The organism is Isoptericola sp. NPDC057559 (genome assembly GCF_042801555.1).
Classification (GTDB): Bacteria; Actinomycetota; Actinomycetes; order Actinomycetales; family Cellulomonadaceae; genus Isoptericola.
Genome location: NZ_JBHVFQ010000001.1, coordinates 1 through 16,855, shown reverse-complemented (window position 1 = coordinate 16,855; position 16,855 = coordinate 1). Strand labels below are relative to the sequence as shown.

The 16,855-nt window shown below is 73.7% G+C and carries 13 protein-coding genes; 1 reads left to right on the top strand and 12 read right to left on the bottom strand.

Annotated features, from left to right (window positions below; all coding sequences use genetic code 11):
- Window positions 1-15: 15 nt before the first annotated feature.
- The 9 genes from ACFU5J_RS00065 to ACFU5J_RS00025 all read right to left on the bottom strand — a co-directional run bounded on the left by ACFU5J_RS00065 (window position 16) and on the right by ACFU5J_RS00025 (window position 13,262).
- On the bottom strand, window positions 16-2,256 hold the full coding sequence (locus tag ACFU5J_RS00065) for a glycoside hydrolase family 3 N-terminal domain-containing protein (RefSeq protein ID WP_430577400.1): 2,241 nt from the start codon (window positions 2,254-2,256) through the stop codon (window positions 16-18).
- A gap of 111 nt (window positions 2,257-2,367) precedes the next feature.
- Window positions 2,368-3,543, bottom strand: a complete 1,176-nt coding sequence (locus ACFU5J_RS00060) for a glycoside hydrolase family 1 protein (protein WP_430577399.1) — start codon at window positions 3,541-3,543, stop codon at window positions 2,368-2,370.
- A gap of 52 nt (window positions 3,544-3,595) precedes the next feature.
- Window positions 3,596-4,516: an alpha/beta fold hydrolase gene (locus ACFU5J_RS00055; protein WP_430573258.1), complete on the bottom strand. Its 921-nt coding sequence runs from the start codon at window positions 4,514-4,516 to the stop codon at window positions 3,596-3,598.
- The gene (locus tag ACFU5J_RS00050) at window positions 4,513-6,216 is read right to left on the bottom strand and encodes an ABC transporter ATP-binding protein (RefSeq protein WP_430577398.1); all 1,704 of its coding nucleotides are present in this window, start codon (window positions 6,214-6,216) and stop codon (window positions 4,513-4,515) included. Before ACFU5J_RS00050 ends, ACFU5J_RS00055 begins: the two co-directional genes overlap by 4 nt.
- Window positions 6,213-7,193 (bottom strand): ABC transporter permease, encoded by a 981-nt coding sequence (locus ACFU5J_RS00045; protein ID WP_430573256.1) that lies wholly within the window; start codon window positions 7,191-7,193, stop codon window positions 6,213-6,215. Before ACFU5J_RS00045 ends, ACFU5J_RS00050 begins: the two co-directional genes overlap by 4 nt.
- Window positions 7,194-7,198: 5 nt before the next feature.
- Window positions 7,199-8,179, bottom strand: coding sequence for an ABC transporter permease (locus tag ACFU5J_RS00040; protein ID WP_430573255.1), 981 nt, complete (start codon window positions 8,177-8,179; stop codon window positions 7,199-7,201).
- Between the two features lie 96 nt (window positions 8,180-8,275).
- Complete coding sequence (locus ACFU5J_RS00035) at window positions 8,276-9,940, bottom strand: ABC transporter substrate-binding protein (RefSeq protein WP_430577397.1); 1,665 nt, start codon at window positions 9,938-9,940, stop codon at window positions 8,276-8,278.
- A gap of 145 nt (window positions 9,941-10,085) precedes the next feature.
- A complete protein-coding gene (locus tag ACFU5J_RS00030; protein ID WP_430577396.1) occupies window positions 10,086-11,225 on the bottom strand; it encodes a LacI family DNA-binding transcriptional regulator in 1,140 nt (379 codons plus the stop codon).
- A gap of 204 nt (window positions 11,226-11,429) precedes the next feature.
- On the bottom strand, window positions 11,430-13,262 hold the full coding sequence (locus ACFU5J_RS00025; protein ID WP_430577395.1) for an ABC transporter ATP-binding protein: 1,833 nt from the start codon (window positions 13,260-13,262) through the stop codon (window positions 11,430-11,432).
- A gap of 141 nt (window positions 13,263-13,403) precedes the next feature.
- Here ACFU5J_RS00025 and ACFU5J_RS00020 point away from each other — a divergent pair, with 141 nt between their 5' ends.
- On the top strand, window positions 13,404-13,961 hold the full coding sequence (locus ACFU5J_RS00020; RefSeq protein ID WP_430573251.1) for a TetR/AcrR family transcriptional regulator: 558 nt from the start codon (window positions 13,404-13,406) through the stop codon (window positions 13,959-13,961).
- A 76-nt stretch (window positions 13,962-14,037) separates the two neighbouring features.
- Here the strand turns inward: ACFU5J_RS00020 and hemL are convergent, their stop codons facing one another.
- From hemL to ACFU5J_RS00005, 3 genes are all read right to left on the bottom strand, one after another.
- Window positions 14,038-15,369, bottom strand: a complete 1,332-nt coding sequence (gene hemL / locus ACFU5J_RS00015; RefSeq protein WP_430577394.1) for a glutamate-1-semialdehyde 2,1-aminomutase — start codon at window positions 15,367-15,369, stop codon at window positions 14,038-14,040.
- A gap of 53 nt (window positions 15,370-15,422) precedes the next feature.
- Window positions 15,423-16,427 (bottom strand): porphobilinogen synthase, encoded by a 1,005-nt coding sequence (gene hemB / locus ACFU5J_RS00010; protein WP_430577393.1) that lies wholly within the window; start codon window positions 16,425-16,427, stop codon window positions 15,423-15,425.
- Window positions 16,424-16,855 (bottom strand): uroporphyrinogen-III synthase (locus ACFU5J_RS00005; protein WP_430577392.1); only part of this gene is annotated, 432 nt, incomplete at its 5' end. The genes ACFU5J_RS00005 and hemB, both read right to left, overlap by 4 nt.

The window sequence follows — 16,855 nt, the reverse complement described above, 5'->3', positions numbered from 1 at the left end:
GTCACGGCGGCCGGCTCAGCCGATGCGGAAGGGCGCGGCCAGCAGGTCGTCACGACGCGAGCTGGGGCCGACGAGCAGCTCGAACTCGCCGGGCTCGACGACCCGGCGGCCGTCGGCGTCGACGATGGTGCAGTCGGCGGCGGGCACCTCGACCTCGACGACGACGCTCTCGCCGGGTGCCAGCGGCACGCGGCGGAAGGTCTTCAGCTCGCGGTCCGCCCAGGTCACCGAGGTGACGCGGTCGCTCACGTACACCTGCACGGTCTCGACGGCGGGGCGGCTGCCGGTGTTCGCCACCGTGACGCGGCCGCGCACGACGCCGTCGGCCGCGACGTCGGCGGCGTCCAGCTCGAGCCCGGAGTACGTGACGGTCGTGTACGACCGGCCCTCGCCGAAGACGTACGGCGGGCGCTGCGTGAGGTCGGCGTACCGGGTGCCGTGCTGGCCGCGCACCTGGTGGTAGAACACCGGCTGCTGGCCGGCGTGCAGGGCGTACGAGAGCGGCAGGCGGCCGGTCGGCTCGATCAGCCCGAGCAGCAGCTCGGCCACGGCCCGGCCGCCGCGCATGCCCGGGTTGGCGGCGTGCACGAGGGCGGCGGCGCGGCCCACGGCCGCGGGCAGCACGTGCGGCTTGGACGCGACCAGCACGACGACGACGGGCGTGCCCGTCGCCACCAGCCGCTCCAGCAGCTCCACCTGGCCGCCCTGCAGCTCCAGGGTCGCGGTGGACTTGCCCTCGCCGGCCAGCGCGACCTCGTCGCCCAGCACGGCGACGACGACGTCCGCGGCGCGCGCCGCGTCCTCCGCCTCGGCGAGCAGGGCGGGGTCGGACGGCGCGGGCAGCGCGGCCGGCGGCCGGGGCTGCCCGTCGGGGTAGTGCGTGCCGTCCGGGTCGGGGCCCAGCTCCACGACGTCCGCGCCGCGGGCGTACGTGACCTCCCACGAGTCCGGCGCGACGGCGCGCAGGCCGTCCAGCACCGTCTCCGTCAGCTCGCGCGGGTGCCCGTCGCGGATCCAGCTCACCTGGCCCGACGCGCCGGCCCAGTCGCCGAGCTGCGCGTGCGGGTCGTCGGCGTTCGGCCCGACGACGGCGACGCGGTGCGGGCGGGCGGGGTCGAGCGGCAGGGTGCCGTCGTTCTCCAGCAGCACGAGGGAGCCGCGCGCGACGTCGAGGGCGAGGTCGCGGTGCTCGGCCGAGCCGACGACGGCCTCGATGCGCTCGGCGACCGGCGCGCGCGGGTCCTCGAACAGGCCGAGGTCCACCTTGAGGCGCAGGATGCGCCGCACCGCGTCGTCGATCCGCGCCACGTCGATCCGGCCGTCGGCGACGGCCTCCTGCGCGCCCTCGAAGAACTTGGGCGTCGCCATGACGACGTCGTTCCCGGCGCCGACGGCGGCCGCGGACGCGTGGGCGTGGTCGGGGCTGACGAACTGCTCCCACACCATGCGGCCGACGTTGTCCCAGTCGGTGACGAGGGTGCCGTCGAAGCCCCACTCGTCCTTGAGCACGCCCTGCAGCAGCCAGCGGCTCGTCGTGATGGGCACGCCGTCGATGGCCTGGTAGCCGATCATCACGGTGCGCACGCCCTCGCGGACGACGCGCTCGAACGGCGGCAGGAACCACGAGCGCAGCTTGCGGGGCGTGAGGTCGGCCTCGGTGGCGTCGCGGCCGCCCTGCGTCTCGGAGTAGCCGGCGAAGTGCTTCGCGGTGGCGAGCACCGCCGTCGGGTCCGTGAGCCCGTCGCCCTGGTAGCCGCGCACCATCGCGGCGCCCATCTCGCCGATGAGGAACGGGTCCTCGCCGAACGTCTCGTTGACGCGGCCCCAGCGCAGGTCGCGCGTCGCGCACAGCACGGGGGAGAACGTCCAGTGCAGGCCCGTCGCGGCGGCCTCGACCGCCGTCGCCCGCGCCCCGCGCTCCACGAGGTCCAGGTCCCACGTGGCCGCCATCCCCAGCTGGCTGGGGAAGACCGTCGCGCCGGGGAAGAAGCCGTGCCCGTGGATCGCGTCGTCCGCCACCAGCAGCGGGACGCCGAGGCGGGTGCCGCGCGCGAGCTCGATCGCCTCCACCACCCGCTGGGGCGAGGCGTGCAGGATCGAGCCGGCCAGCCGGCCCACGACGATGTCCTCGAGGTCGTCCATCGCGTTGAGCTGCAGCATCTGCCCCACCTTCTCGGGCAGGGTCATGCGGCTCAGCAGGTCCTCGACCCGCTCGGCCGGGGACAGGGACGGGTCGAGGTAGGGCAGGTCGGTCATGGGTTCACGGTCCTCGATCGGTGCAGGACCCGCGAGATCGAGGTACCCGCGTCGAGATCGACCTTCAGTGGGTCGACCCCGCGGCGGGTACCTCGATCTCGCGGAGAGGGGTCAGCGGACGGCGAGGCCGTTCGCCTGGGCGACGGAGCCGAGCCAGCCGAGGGACGGCTTCGGGCGGCGCTCGAAGGTCTCCTTGTCGAACTCGACCAGGCCGAAGGTCGGGCGGTAGCCGGAGGCCCACTCGTAGTTGTCCAGCAGGCTCCAGTGCAGGTAGCCGCGGACGTCGACGCCGTCCTGGATCGCCGCGTGCAGGCCGGCCAGCGCGCCCTCGGTGTAGTCGACGCGGCGGGCGTCGTCCTGCGTGGCGATGCCGTTCTCGGTGACGAACACCGGCACGCCCTCGGTCTTCTCCCACGCGGCGCGGACGCCGTGCTCCAGGGCCAGCGGGTAGAACTCCCAGCCGGTGAGCGTGGTCTCGACGCCGTCGGGCACCTGGCGGGGGCCGTCGGGGCCGATGATCGTGCGGGTGTAGGCCTGGACGCCCACCCAGTCGTCGCCGCGGGCGGCCTCGAGGTACCAGTCGTCGCGCTGGTAGCCGTACTCGTGCGCCACGTCCTCGCAGCCCGGCTCGGGCTGGAAGTCCTGGGTCGCGACGGTCCAGCCGGAGTTGATGCCGCCGACGCCGGAGAGGATCTCGCGCGAGCGCCGGTGGGAGTCCAGCAGCGCGTCCGCGACCTGCAGGTCGGGGGCGGGCAGGCCGTAGGCCACCAGGTTGGCGGGGTCCTCGCCGCCGGCGATCATCGCCGCGATGTTGGGCTCGTTGATGGTGCAGACGTAGTCGACGTCGTCCCCGAGGATCGGCAGCGCGAGCTCGGTGAAGCGGGCGAAGCGGTCCGCGGCCTTGGGCGAGCGCCACATGCCCTCGTCGTAGAACCAGCGGGGCACGGTGAAGTGCATCAGCGTGACCATCGGGGTGAGGCCGAGCTCGAGCGCGGTCTCCACCATGCGGCGGTAGTGCGCGACCTCGGCGCGGGAGACGAAGCCCTCCTCGGGCTCGATCCGCGCCCACTCGATGGAGAAGCGGTAGGTGTCGATGCCCGCGTCGCGCAGGAGCTGCATGTCCTCGCGGTAGCGGTGGTAGCTGTCGGCGGCGTCGCCGCTGGGCTCGACGATCGAGGTGCCGGTGGCGTGCTCGCGCACCCACCAGTCGCTGTTGATGTTGTTGCCCTCGATCTGGTGGGCCGCGGTGGCGGCGCCCCAGCGGAAGCCCTCGGGGAAGTGCAGCACGGGGTGGTCCTTACGTCGATGGTGCGGTGTTCGGGGGCGCGAGCGCGGCGGCTCAGCGCGAGGTGGTGGTCCAGAAGTCGGCGAGCAGGTCCGCGGTGGCCGCGGGGTTCTCGACGTTGGGCAGGTGCCCGGCGTCGTCGACCACGGCGTACCGGGCGCCGAGCCGCTCGGCCATGGCGCGCTGCCACGGCTGCGGCCAGGCGGCGTCGTCCACGCCGTGCGCGACCAGCACCGGCAGTCCGGTGGCGGCCAGGTCGGGCGTGACGTCGCGGACGTCGGCGAGCACGTCGATGGCGCCCAGCAGGTTGTCCGTGCTGGTCGCGACCGAGCGGTCGCGGTGGAAGCGGGCGTCGGCGTCGAGGCCGGCCAGCTCCCGCGGGTCCTCGGCCAGCCGTCGGGCGAGCCCGGGGTTGTCGAGGGTCCACAGGTCGACCAGCCCGGCGGCGGCGAGCAGCCGGTCGCGCTCGGCGTCCTTGCGCCCGGGCCAGCCGTGCGGGCCCGAGCAGAGCATCGTGAGGCTGGCGAACGGCGCGGCGTCCCGGGCGGCGGTGGCCGCCGCGACGGTGCCGCCGAAGCTGTGCCCCAGCAGGTGCAGGTCGCCGGCCGGGATGCCGGCGGCCGCGCTCACGACGGCGGCGACGTCGAGCGCGTCGCCGGTGAAGTCGTCGCGACGGTAGGCGCCCACCCCGCGCGGGGCGGCCGAGTCGGCCTGCCCGCGCTGGGAGTACGTCCACGCCTCGACGCCGCGCTCCGCCAGCAGCGGCAGCAGCAGCCGGTGGTCCTCCCGCGACCCGGTGAACCCGGGCACGAGCAGGGCCACCGCGCGGCGCTCCACCCCGGCGGGCACGACCGACCGCAGCGCGGTGAGCGGGCCCACCGGCACGTCGAGCACCAGCGGCTCGACGCCGTCCGGCAGCGGCAGCACCGAGAACGGCGCGCCCGCGCGGACCGCCGCGGCGGACACGGGGGTCACGACGCCGCACCGTCCGCGAACCGGCGCGCCGGCTGCGGGATCGCGTCGAGCAGCTGGGTCGTGTACGCGTCCTCGGGGAAGCGCAGCACCTGCGTGGTGCCGCCGGACTCCACGACCTTGCCGTGGTGCAGCACCATGATCTGGTCGGTCACGACGCGCGCCGACAGCAGGTCGTGCGTGATGTACAGCAGCGAGACGCCGAGGTCGGCGCGCAGGTCCTCGAGCAGGCCGAGCACGCCGGCGCGCAGCGACACGTCGAGCATGGAGACGGGCTCGTCGGCGATGAGCACCTGCGGGTCGGAGGCCAGGGCGCGCGCGATGACGACGCGCTGGCGCTGCCCGCCGGAGAGCTGGTGCGGCAGCTTGGCCGCGTACTGCTCGACGGGCGTGAGGCCCACGGTCTCGAGGAGCTCCAGCACGCGCTCGCGCGCGGCCTCGCCCTTGAGCCCGGTGAAGTTCTCCACCGGGCGGGTGAGGGTGTACTCCACGGTGTGCAGCGGGTTGAGCGCCGAGTACGGGTCCTGGAAGACCATCTGGACGTCGGCGTGCAGCGTCTTGAGCCGGCGGCGGCGCAGCCGGTCGACCCGCAGGTCGCCGAACGTCACGGTGCCCGACGTCGGGCGCTCCACGCCGGTGACCATCTTGGCGATGGTCGACTTGCCGGAGCCCGACTGGCCCACCAGCGCCATCGCGGCGCCCGGCTCCAGGCGGAACGACACGTCGTCGACGGCGGTGACCGCCGTCTCGCCGCGGCGCGGCGGCGGGTACACCTTCGACACGTGGTCGACGACGATCGCGTCGTGGGCGGCGGCGCGCTCGAGGTGGGCCACGCCGTCCCGCTCGCCGTCCCGCTCGCCGTCCCGCCCGGTGCGGTCCTGCGGCGCCTTGCGCTCGAAGCCGGGCAGCTCCACGACCTCGGCCCGGGGGTCGGCGTAGTGGCTCAGCAGCATCTGCGTGTACGGGTGCGCGGGCGCCTCGAAGATCTGGCGGGAGGCGCCGTCCTCGACGATCTCGCCGTCGTGCATGACGACGACGCGCTCGGCGGACTCCAGCACCACGCCCAGGTCGTGCGAGATGAGCACGGCCGTGAAGCCCTCCGCGGCCTGCAGCTCGCGGATGGTGTCCATGACGGCGTGCTGCACGAGCACGTCGAGCGCGGTGGTGGGCTCGTCGAACACCATGAGCCGCGGCTCGAGCGACAGGGCCAGCGCGATGGAGACGCGCTGGCGCATGCCGCCGGACAGCTCGCCGGGGTAGCGGTCGAGCACGCCGGACGGCAGCTGCACCTTGTCGAGCAGCTCGACGGCGCGCTGGCGGCGCTTGCCCTTCGGGACGTGCCCGTGCGCGGCGAAGATGTCGCCGAAGTGGTGCGCGATGGTGCGCACCGGGTTGAGGGCGTTCATGCCCGACTGGAGCACCATGGCGAACCCGCCGCGGCGCTGCACGCGCAGCTCCTCGGCGTCCAGGTGCGCGATGTCGGTGCCGTCGAACACGATGCGGCCGCCGGAGATGCGCGCCGGCGCCTTGGCGAGGCGGGTGACGGCGAAGCCGAGCGTCGACTTGCCGGAGCCGGACTCGCCGACCAGGCCCACGAACTCGCCCTGCTCGAGGGTGAGGTTCGCGTTCTTGACGGCGTGCGTCGGGACGGCCCCGCGGGGCTCGTAGACGACGGACAGGTCCTGGATCTCGAGCAGGCTCATCGGCCGGTCCCTTCCCGCAGGCGCGGGTTGCTCAACCCGTCGACGCCGAAGTTCACGAGGGTCATGGAGGTCGCCAGCAGCGCGATGCACAGACCGGGGGCGAACAGCAGGACCCACTGGCCGGTGAGGATGGCCATCGAGTTCTGGGCCCAGAAGATCATCGAGCCCCAGGACACGGTGGCCATGTCGCCCAGGCCGAGGAACGACAGGCCCGACTCGGCGAGCACGGCCGACGTCGCGGCGCCGAAGAACGACCCCGCGATCATCGAGGTCATGTTTGGCAGGATCTCGCGGAAGATGACGCGCGTGGAGCTCTCGCCGGAGAAGATCGCGGCGGTGACGAAGTCGCGCGAGCGCAGGGACTGCGTCTGCGAGCGCAGCACGCGGGCGCCCCACGCCCAGCCGGTGATGACGACGACCAGGATGATCATCGGCAGCCCGCCGTTCTGCAGGTACGCCGCGATGATGATCATCAGCGGCAGGCCCGGCATCACGAGGAACAGGTTGACGAGGAAGTTGACGACGTCGTTGCCCCAGCCGCGCAGGTAGCCCCACGACAGGCCGATGGCGACGGCGACGAGCGTCGACAGGCCGCCGGCGACGAAGCCGACGAGCAGGGAGACGCGGGCGCCGTAGATCACCTGGGACAGCACGTCCTCGCCGGCGCCGGTGGTGCCGAGCCAGTGCGCGGCGCTGCCGGGCTCGTTGCGGGCGAACGAGTCGTCGTGCGGCGAGTACGGGGCGAGCAGGGGCGCGAAGACCGCCATGAGCACGAACAGGCCCAGCAGGACGAGGCCCACGCGGGCCTTCGGGTTCGCCCAGACGGTCGCGAACGCGCGGCCGAGCACCTGGGCGGTGCGGCCGAGGCGGGTGCGGGCGGGCCGGGAGGGGCCCTGCACGGACTCGGGGGCCGGGGCCTCGGGGTCCGCCGTCTCGTAGGACACGGAGGTGGTCGGGTCAGCAGCAGTGTCAGCCATCGGGGTCACCGCCTCGTTCGGGGGTCGAGGACGCCGTAGAGGATCTCCACCAGGAAGTTCGCGAGCAGCACGCTCACGGTGATCATGAGGAAGAGCGCCTGCATCAGCGGGAAGTCCTGGTTGGTGACGGCGTTGAACAGCAGGTAGCCGACGCCGGGGTATCCGAACACCTGCTCGACCAGCAGCGAGCCGCCGACGACGCCGCCGAGGGCCATGCCGAAGCCGGTGAGGTTCGGCAGGATCGCGTTGCGGGCGGCGTAGCGGATGGCGACCGTGCGGCCGCGCAGGCCGTTCGCCTCGGCGAAGGTCACGTAGTCGTCGCCGAGGGTGTTGATCATCGTGTTGCGCATGCCGAGGATCCACCCGCCGAGCGACGTGATGAGGATCGTGGCCGCGGGCAGGGCGGCGTGGTACAGCACGTCGCCGATGAACTCCCAGGACAGGTTCGGCACCGCGGTGGCGGAGTAGGCGCCCGAGGTGGGGAACCAGCCGAGCACGTAGCCCAGGAAGAAGACGATGAGGAGCGCGGTCCAGAAGTAGGGGAACGCGGAGAGGAAGCTGCCGCCCACGGTGGGCAGCGAGTCCATCCAGGTGCCGCGCTTCCACGCGGCGCCGATGCCGATGAGCGTGCCGAGCACGAACGCGATGACGGTCACCGCGCCCACCATGATCAGCGTCCAGGGCAGGGCGCCGGCGACGAGCTCGGAGACCTGCTGCGGGAAGAAGGTGTACGACACCCCGAAGTCGAGGTGGATGACGTTGTTGAGGTACTGGACGTACTGGTCCCAGATGCTGCCGCCGGGGACGCCCAGCTGGGCCTCGATCGCCGCCTGCACCGACGGCGTCACGGGGCCGTTCTGTGCGAGCTTGGCGATGGCCGCGTCGGCGGGCGAGCCGGGCATGAGGCGCGGGATGACGAAGTTCAGCGTCACCGCCGCCCACAGCGTGAGGACCAGCAGGCCGAGCTTGCGGAGCGCGTAGCGCAACGGTGCCTCCGGGTCGGTGGTCGGTCGGTCGGTGTGCGGTCGTGCGGGGGCGCCGCCCGGCGCGCCCCGTGGCAGGGGGCGCCGGGCGGCGGGGGGTCAGCCCTGGGCGGGCTTGAGGTGCGTGAGGATCAGCAGCGGGGTGGAGTCCCACGTCTTCGGGGAGGCGTAGGGGTCGTCCTCGCTGGGCCAGCCGGTGAAGTTCTTGTTCGAGAACAGGCCCCACGAGCCGCCGTAGAAGAGGGCGATCATGGGCAGCTGCTCGTACGTGATCTGCTCCAGCTGGTGCGTGAGCTCGAGCTGCTTCGCCTCGTCGGTGGTCGACTTCAGCTCGGCGAGGGCGGCGTCGGCCTCCTTCGACTCGAACCGGCCGAAGTTGCCGGCCGCCGTCTTGCCGACGGGCAGGCGGAACTCGGAGCCCATGAGGCCGTTGTAGTCCTGGTACGGCTGGCCGGAGCCGCCGACGGTGCCCATGATCATGTCGAAGTCGCCCGAGCGGAGCTCCTTCTGGTAGGCCGCGGGCTGCGGCTGCACGACGGTGACGTCGATGCCGATCTTGGTGAGCTGGCCCTTGACCTGCTCCACGCCCTGCAGCCAGTCGGACCAGCCGTTCGGGGTGGTGATCGTGATCTTCAGCGGCTTGCCCGCGGAGTCGACGAGCTGGGCGCCCTTCTTGGTGTAGCCGGCCTTCTCGAAGTACTCGAGGGCCTTGGCCTCGTCCTGGTCGATGTAGCCCTGGTTCGGGATCGACTCGTCGAGGATCCCGCCCTGGTTGGGCAGCATGAGGCCGGTCTGGCTGGCCTTGTCGACGTAGCCCTGCTCGGCCTTGTCGGCGATGACCTGCTTGTCGAGGGCGTAGGCGACGCCGGTGCGGAAGTTGACGTCGTCGTACGGCGCCTTCGTCATGTTCGGGATCAGCGAGATCGCCGCGCCGGCCGGGAACCAGTAGGTGTTGTTCTCGGGGTCGGCCTTGACCCAGGTGTCCTCGACGTCGCTCATGAACGCGTAGGCCCAGTCGTAGCCGTTGTTGACGATGTCCAGCTCGGAGTTGGCGGCGGGCTGCACGAGCTCCGGGACGGCGACCTTGTCGGCCTGCCAGTACGTCTCGTTCTTCTTGAGCGTGTACTGGTTGGGCGTGAACTCGCCGAGGGTGTACGGGCCGGAGCCGACGGGCTCCTCGTTGGTCCAGGTGACCGGGTCCTTGACGTCCTTCCAGACGTGCTCGGGGACGATCAGCTGCTGCGCGATGATCTTCGCGGCGGGGACGTCGTCGGTCTGCAGGTGGGCGACGACCTTGGTGCCGTCGACCTCGACGGACTTCAGGTGGGACCAGACGCCCTTGAGGTCCATCTCGGGGTGCTTCTTGACGAGGTCGAAGGAGTACTTCACGTCCTCGGCGGTGAGCGGCTCGCCGTCGGACCACTTCACGCCGTCACGCATGGTGAAGACGACGGTCTTGGCGTCCGGCTGCTCGTAGCCCGTGCTCAGCCAGGGGGTCTCCTCGCCGCTCATCTCGTTGATGATGACCAGCGGCTCGTACATGTACGTCGTCGTGTTGCGCTTGCCGGACGAGTACGGGTTGAAGTTCCGGTCGAACGTGGGGGAGCCGTTGTCCGCCGCGATGAGCATGGACGTCGCGCTGCCGCCGGTGGCACCGTCGTCCCCCTTGTTCTGCACCGGTGCCGAGCAGGCCGCCGTGGCCAGCACCGCGACGGTGGCCGCAACTGCGGCCAGACGCCGCCCCGAGCGCGCTGTGCGCGTCATGGACATCCACTCCTCTTCGTCGAGGCCTCTCCTGCGAGGGCCCGTGCACGCCTGGTCGGCGTGCGCCGTCCTGGGGAGTGTATGCGCATACATTTCGAGGCACCAAACCGCCGGGCAAACCCCGAGGCCAGGCGCCTGGAGGGCATCAGTGGCAGCCACAGCTCTCGCGCAGGAGCACCCGCACGGGGAGGTTCACCGTGGCCGCCGGCGAGCCCGGGTCCGCGAGCCGCGAGCGCAGCAGCTCCACCGCCGCACGCCCCAGCTCGACCATCGGCTGGCTCACCGTCGTGAGCCGGGGGATGGAGGCCTGCGTCGCGTCGATGCCGTCGAACCCGGTGAGGACCACGTCCCCCGGCACGTCGACGCCCGCCTCGGTCAGCACGTCGAGGAAGCCCAGCGCGGTCTGGTCGTTCGAGCAGACCAGCGCGCGGGGGAGCGCGCCGCCCGTCACACCGCCGGCACCGCCGCCCCGGCCGGTGACGTGGGTCTCGAGCATCCGCCGGGCGAGCGTGCGCGCCCCGTCGCGCGTGAAGTCGCTGCGCGCCGCCGGCTCGTCGGGCACCGGCAGGCCGGCCGCGGCGAGCGCGTCGCGGAACCCCTGGAACCGCTCGTGGGCGTCGGGGGAGTCGAAGGGGCCGCCCACGAACGCGAGGTCGCGGATGCCGTGGTCGGCGATCAGGTGGTCGACGAGGGCCCGCGTGCCCGCGCGGTTGTCCACCGAGATGTGGTCGTAGGCGTCGTCCTGCGGCGGTCCGGCCATCACGACCACCGGCACCCGGCGGGCGATGTGGGCCAGCAGGTCGTCGGGCACGGACTTCGCGAGCACCGCCAGGCCGTCCACCCGCCCGGCGAGCTCGTTGACCGCCTCCGCGCGACGCAGCCCGCGGGCCACGCCGATCATCACCGCGTGCCCGGTGCGCCACGCCTCCAGCTCGGCGCCGCGCATCACCTCGCCGAGGTACAGGTTGCTCCACCGCGCCGTGACCGGGCCGCCGACGTCGCGCACCACCTCGACCGACTCGCCCACGCGGACGGGGTCGGGCAGGTCGGCGATCTCGTCGATGCCGTCGACGTCGGGGAAGCACAGGCCCAGCACGCCGGTCGAGCGCGCGGCGAGGCCGCGGGCCGCGCCGGACGGCACGTACCCCAGCTCGCGGATCGCCTCGTGCACCACCGTGCGGGTGCGCTCGCGCACGTCGTCGGGGCGCCGCAGCACCCGCGAGACCGTCGCGATCGAGACCCCTGCGCGCTGCGCGACGTCGTACACCGTGGGGGCCTTCGCCACCGTCACTCCTTGACCGCATGCATCGCCCGCACGGCCGTGCGAGCGGTCCCACGATAGTGATAGCGCATACATCTGCGCATCGCGGCAGGTCCGCGGCATGCCGCCCGGGGTCGCACCTCGCCCTGGAACCCTTCGAGCACGGGATCCGTGTCGCCATTCCTCTGTGTGGCGACACGGATCGGGTGCTCGAAGGCGACCTTCGGGTCAGGCGTGCGCGGCGGAAGTCTCCGGGTCGTCGACGGCGATGCGCAGCGCGGCGACCAGGTCGCGGTACAGCTCGTCCGAGGTGTACAGCTCCTCGTGCGTGCCGGCGGCGCGCACGCGCCCCGCCTCCAGCACGAGGATCCGGTCCGCGTCGAGCACCGTGGACAGCCGGTGGGCCACCGTCACGACGGCGCCGTGCCGGGTGTGGGCGCGGATGGCGTCGTGGATGGCGGCCTCGGTGAGGCCGTCCACCTGGGACGTCGCCTCGTCGAGCAGTAGCACGTCCGGCCGCTTGAGCAGCGCCCGGGCGAGGGCGATGCGCTGCCGCTGCCCGCCGGAGACGGCGGAGGACACCAGCGAGGTGTCCAGGCCGTCGGGCAGGGCGTCCAGGTCGGCGGCGAGCCGCACCGCCTCGAGCACCGCGCGCACCTCCTCGTCGGTGGCCTCGGGGCGGCTGAACAGCAGGTTCTCGCGGATGGTGCCCGGCACGACGGGTGTCTCCTGCTCCACGTACGCGAAGCGGGCGCGCACCTCGGCGTGGCTGAGGGCCGGGTACGGCACGCCGTCGAGCCGGAGCTCGCCGGAGTCCGGCTCCAGGAAGCGCAGCAGCAGGGCGAGCACGGTCGTCTTGCCCGCGCCGGACGGGCCGACGAGCGCGACGTGGCCGCGCCGCGGCACCTCCAGCGAGACGCCGTGCACCACCGGGGTGTCGGCCGCGTACCCGGCGGTGACGTCGTCGAGCACGAGGACGGGGCCGCCCGCGGTCTGCCCGCCCGCGGCGCGTGCGGGCGGCGCGGCGGCGCGCGGTGCCTCGTCGTCCTCCTCGAGCTCCATCGTCCCGACCTCGCGGATCCGCTCGGCGGCGGCCAGTCCCGACTGCAGGGTGGTGAACGCCTGGGTGAGCTCGGTGATCGGGCCCACGATGTTGAAGGCGTAGAGCAGGAAGGCGACCAGGCCGGAGACGGCGAGCAGGTCCTGCGAGACCCGCCAGGCGCCCAGCCCCAGGATGACGATGATGGCGAGCTGGATGCCGCCCCACGACACGGTCCAGGCGACGGCCTCGGTGCGCACGGCGGTGACGGCGTGCCGGCGGGCGTCGCGCGCGTCGGCGAGGATCGTGCGGCTCTGGCGCTCCTCGGCGCCGCTCGCCTTCACGGTGCGGACCGCCCGCACCGCGCCCTCGACGGCGCCGCCCAGGCGGCCCACCGCCTCCTGGGTGCGGTGCTGGGCCTTGCCGATGCCCGGCAGCAGCAGCGCCATCGCGACCGCCACCACGACGATCGCCGCGACGGTGGAGGCGAGCAGCATGAGGTCGAGCACCGCCATCAGCACGAGCGTGCCGACCAGCGAGATGAAGCCGTTGACCAGGCTGACCAGGCTGTTCGACGTCGCCTCGCGCAGCAGCAGGGTGTCCGAGGTGACGCGGGTGACCAGCTCGCCCGCGGGCTGGGACGTGATCGCCCCGACCCGGGCCCGCAGGTACCGCCGCACGATGGACTCGCGGGCCTCGTAGACGACGTCCTCGGCCAGGCGGCCCAGCAGGATCCACTGGAACAGGCCCACGACGGACCCCACGAGCATCAGCGCGACGAGCCAGGTCACCGGCCCGCTCAGCGACGCGCCCGAGGACAGCGTGTCGAGCACCCACTTGGTGACCATCGGGGTGGCGAGGCTCATCGCCGTGGCCGCCAGCCCGAGGAGCAGGCCGAGCCCGAGGGTGCGGCGGTGCGGGCGCACGAACGTGAGAAGGATGCGCAGGCGCTCGCGGCCGGAGCGCTCGGGGGTCGGGGCGGGGGAGTCGGTGTCGGCGGCGTCGGGCTCGGTCGCGGTCATGCTGTCAACCATGGTTGACACTCCTCGGCTTCGTCAACCCTGGTTGACGATTGGTCGTCGGATCGGCCAGTCCCCAGAGTGGAACATGACTGTTCCAATTCGGTCAACCACTATTCCATTCCGTCGTGTAGCGTTCCGGCCATGGCGGAGGTGCAGGACGTCGAGACCGGGGCCCGCGCGCGCACCCGGCGCGCGATCGTCGAGGCGGCGGTCGCCCAGCTCGCGCGCGACCCGGGCGCCGCCCTCGGCCAGATCGCCGACGCCGCGGGCGTCGGGCGCACCACGCTGCACCGGTACTTCCCCGAGCGCGGCGACCTGCTCGAGGCCGTGGGCGCCGAGACCGCGGCCCGGCTCCAGGAGGCGCACGACCGCGCCCGGCTCTCCGACGGCACCGCGCGCGAGGCGCTGCGCCGGCTCTGCCCGGAGTACCTGCTCCTCGGCGACCTGCTCACGCTGCTGTTCACCGAGGTCGTCCCCGAGTCCGCCGTCGACGGCGGCGTCGACGACCCCGTGGTGGCGCTCGTCGCGCGCGGGCGGACCGACGGCAGCATCGACCCCGAGCTCAGCCCGCAGTGGGTGATCGGCACCCTCTGGGCGCAGCTCTACCTGGCCTGGGAGACCCTGCGCGAGGGCCGCGAGTCCCGCCACGACGTCGTGCAGCAGCTCATGCGCACCGTCGACAAGGCGCTCGCGCCCTGACCGCTTCGAGCACGGGACCCGTATCGCCGCACGTCGGTATGACGGTACAAATCCCGTGCTCGAAGAGGACCGACGGTCAGGCGGTCGCCGCGGCGGCGGCCTTCGCGCCGGCGGGCAGGGCCTCGAGGACGCGGTTCACGGCGTCGTCGTCGTGCGCGGCCGAGACGAACCACGCCTCGAAGACGGACGGCGGCAGGTTCACGCCGGCGTCGAGCAGCGCGTGGAACAGCGCCCGGTGGCGGAAGACCTCCTGGGCCTGCGCCTGGGCGTAGTCGCGCACCCCGTGCTCCGCGGCGAACGGTCCGAAGAAGACGGAGAACAGCGAGCCCGCGCGCTGCACGCGGTGGGCCACGCCCTCGGCGGAGAGCGCGTCCCCGAGCGCCGTGGCGAGGGTGTCGGCGACGGCGTCGACGCGCGCGTAGACGGCCTCGTCGGCCAGGCGCAGCGTGGTGAGGCCCGCCGCCACGGCCACCGGGTTCCCGGACAGCGTGCCCGCCTGGTAGACGGGTCCGGTGGGCGCGAGCTGGTCCATGATCGCCGCGGGCCCGCCCAGGCCCGCGACCGGCATCCCGCCGCCCACGACCTTGCCGAACGTCAGCAGGTCGGGGGCGTAGCCCTCGCCGCCGCCGGCCCGGATCGCGGCGTTCTCCAGGCCCCACCAGCCGGACGGGCCCACGCGGAAGCCGGTGAGCACCTCGTCCATGACGAACAGGGCGCCGTGCTCGCGGGTGATGCGGCGCAGGCCCTCGTTGAAGCCCTCGGCCGGCGGCACCACGCCCATGTTCGCGGGGCTCGCCTCGGTGATGACCGCGGCGATGCGGGAGCCGTGCTGGTCGAACGCGGCCTCCACGGCGGCCAGGTCGTTGTACGGCAGCACGAGCGTCTCGGCCGCCGACGCCTCCGTCACGCCCGCGGTGCCGGGCATGGCGAGCGTCGCGACGCCGGACCCGGCCTCCGCCAGCAGGGCGTCCACGTGGCCGTGGTAGCAGCCGGCGAACTTCACGACCAGCGGCCGCCCGGTCACGCCGCGCGCGAGCCGGACCGCCGTCATCGTCGCCTCGGTGCCGGTGGACACGAGGCGCACGCGCTCCGCGACGGGCACGCGACGGCGGATCTCCTCCGCGAGCTCCACCTCGGCCACGGTGGGGGCGCCGAACGACAGGCCCCGCGCGGCCGCGTCCTGCACGGCCGCGACGACCTCGGGGTGCGCGTGCCCCAGCAGCGCCGGGCCCCACGAGCACACGAGGTCCACGTACTCGCGCCCCGCGACGTCGGTGACGTAGGGGCCGCGGGCGCTCGCGAGGAACCGCGGGTCGCCGCCCACCGAGCCGTACGCGCGCACGGGGGAGTTCACGCCCCCGGGGATCGCGGCCTGGGCGCGCAGGAACGCGGCGTGGTTGTCCGTCATCGTGGTCCTTCCGGTGGGGTGCTCGCGGGCGGGGGAGCCGGGGCGGCGCGCGGTCAGCGCAGCCAGCCGGCGATGTCGACGGCCCAGTAGGTGAGGATGACGTCCGCGCCGGCGCGCTTGATGGCGAGCACCGACTCGAGCACGGCGCCCTTCCGGTCGATCCAGCCGTGCGCGGCCGCCGCCTCGATCATGGCGTACTCGCCGCTGACCTGGTACGCCGCGACCGGCACGTCCGACCGGTCCGCGACGCCCCGCAGCACGTCGAGGGACGTGCCGGCGGGCTTCACCATGACCATGTCGGCGCCCTCGGCCAGGTCGAGGTCGGCCTCGCGCAGCCCCTCGCGGGAGTTGGCGGCGTCCATCTGGTAGGTGCGGCGGTCGCCCTGCAGCGCGCTGTCCACGGCCTCGCGGAACGGGCCGTAGAACGCGCTGGCGTACTTGGCGCTGTAGGCGAGCACGGAGACGTCGGTGAAGCCCGCGTCGTCGAGCGCGTCGCGGAGGACGGCGACCTGGCCGTCCATCATCCCCGACGGCGCCACGACCTCGGCGCCCGCGCGGGCCTGCGCCACGGCCATCGCCGCGTAGCGGTCGAGGGTCGCGTCGTTGTCGACCGCGCCGTCCGCGGTGAGCACGCCGCAGTGGCCGTGGTCGGTGAACTCGTCCAGGCAGGTGTCGGCCATGACGACCGGCCCGGGCCGGCCCGTCTCCGCCTCGACCTCGGCGGCGGCCTCGCGCGCGACGCGGATGCCGCGCTGCAGGATGCCGTCGGGGTCGTCGCCCGCGCTGCCCGTGGCGTCACGCTCGGCGGGGATGCCGAACAGCATCACGCCGCCCACGCCGGCGCGCGCGGCCTCGGCCACCGCGTCGCGCAGCGAGGCCTCGGTGTGCTGCACCTGGCCCGGCATCGACGTGATCGGGGCGGGCGCGTCGAGGCCCTCCTTGACGAACAGCGGCAGCACGAGGTCCGCCGGGTGCAGGCGGGTCTCGGCGGCCAGCCGCCGCATGCGCGGCGTGGTGCGCAGGCGGCGCGGGCGGTAGACGATGCCCGAGGTGCTCACGGGTGCTCCTTCGTGGAGGTGGGGACGCCCGCCGTCGGGTCGGCGGCGGGCGCGGTGGTGCCGGGGGAGCGCAGGGCCGAGACGACGGCCGCGGCGAGCGCGTCGTCGGTCGGGTGGTCGGCGACGGCCACCACGCGCAGCCCCGCGTCGCGCGCGGCCTCGGCGGACGGGCCGCCGATGGCGACGACGCGGACGCCGGTGCCCGCCTGCGCGGCGATCTCGCGGGCCACCGAGCCGGACGAGACGACCACCAGGTCGAAGCCCCCGGCCCGGGCGCGGTCCGCGACGCCGGCGGGCAGCGCGTGGTGCACGGTGCGGTAGGCGGTCACGACGCGCGGCGCCCAGCCCCGCCCGGCCAGCCCGCGCTCGAGCGTCGGGCGGGCCAGGTCGCCGAGGGGCAGGAGGACGCGGGCGGCGCCGGTGCCGGG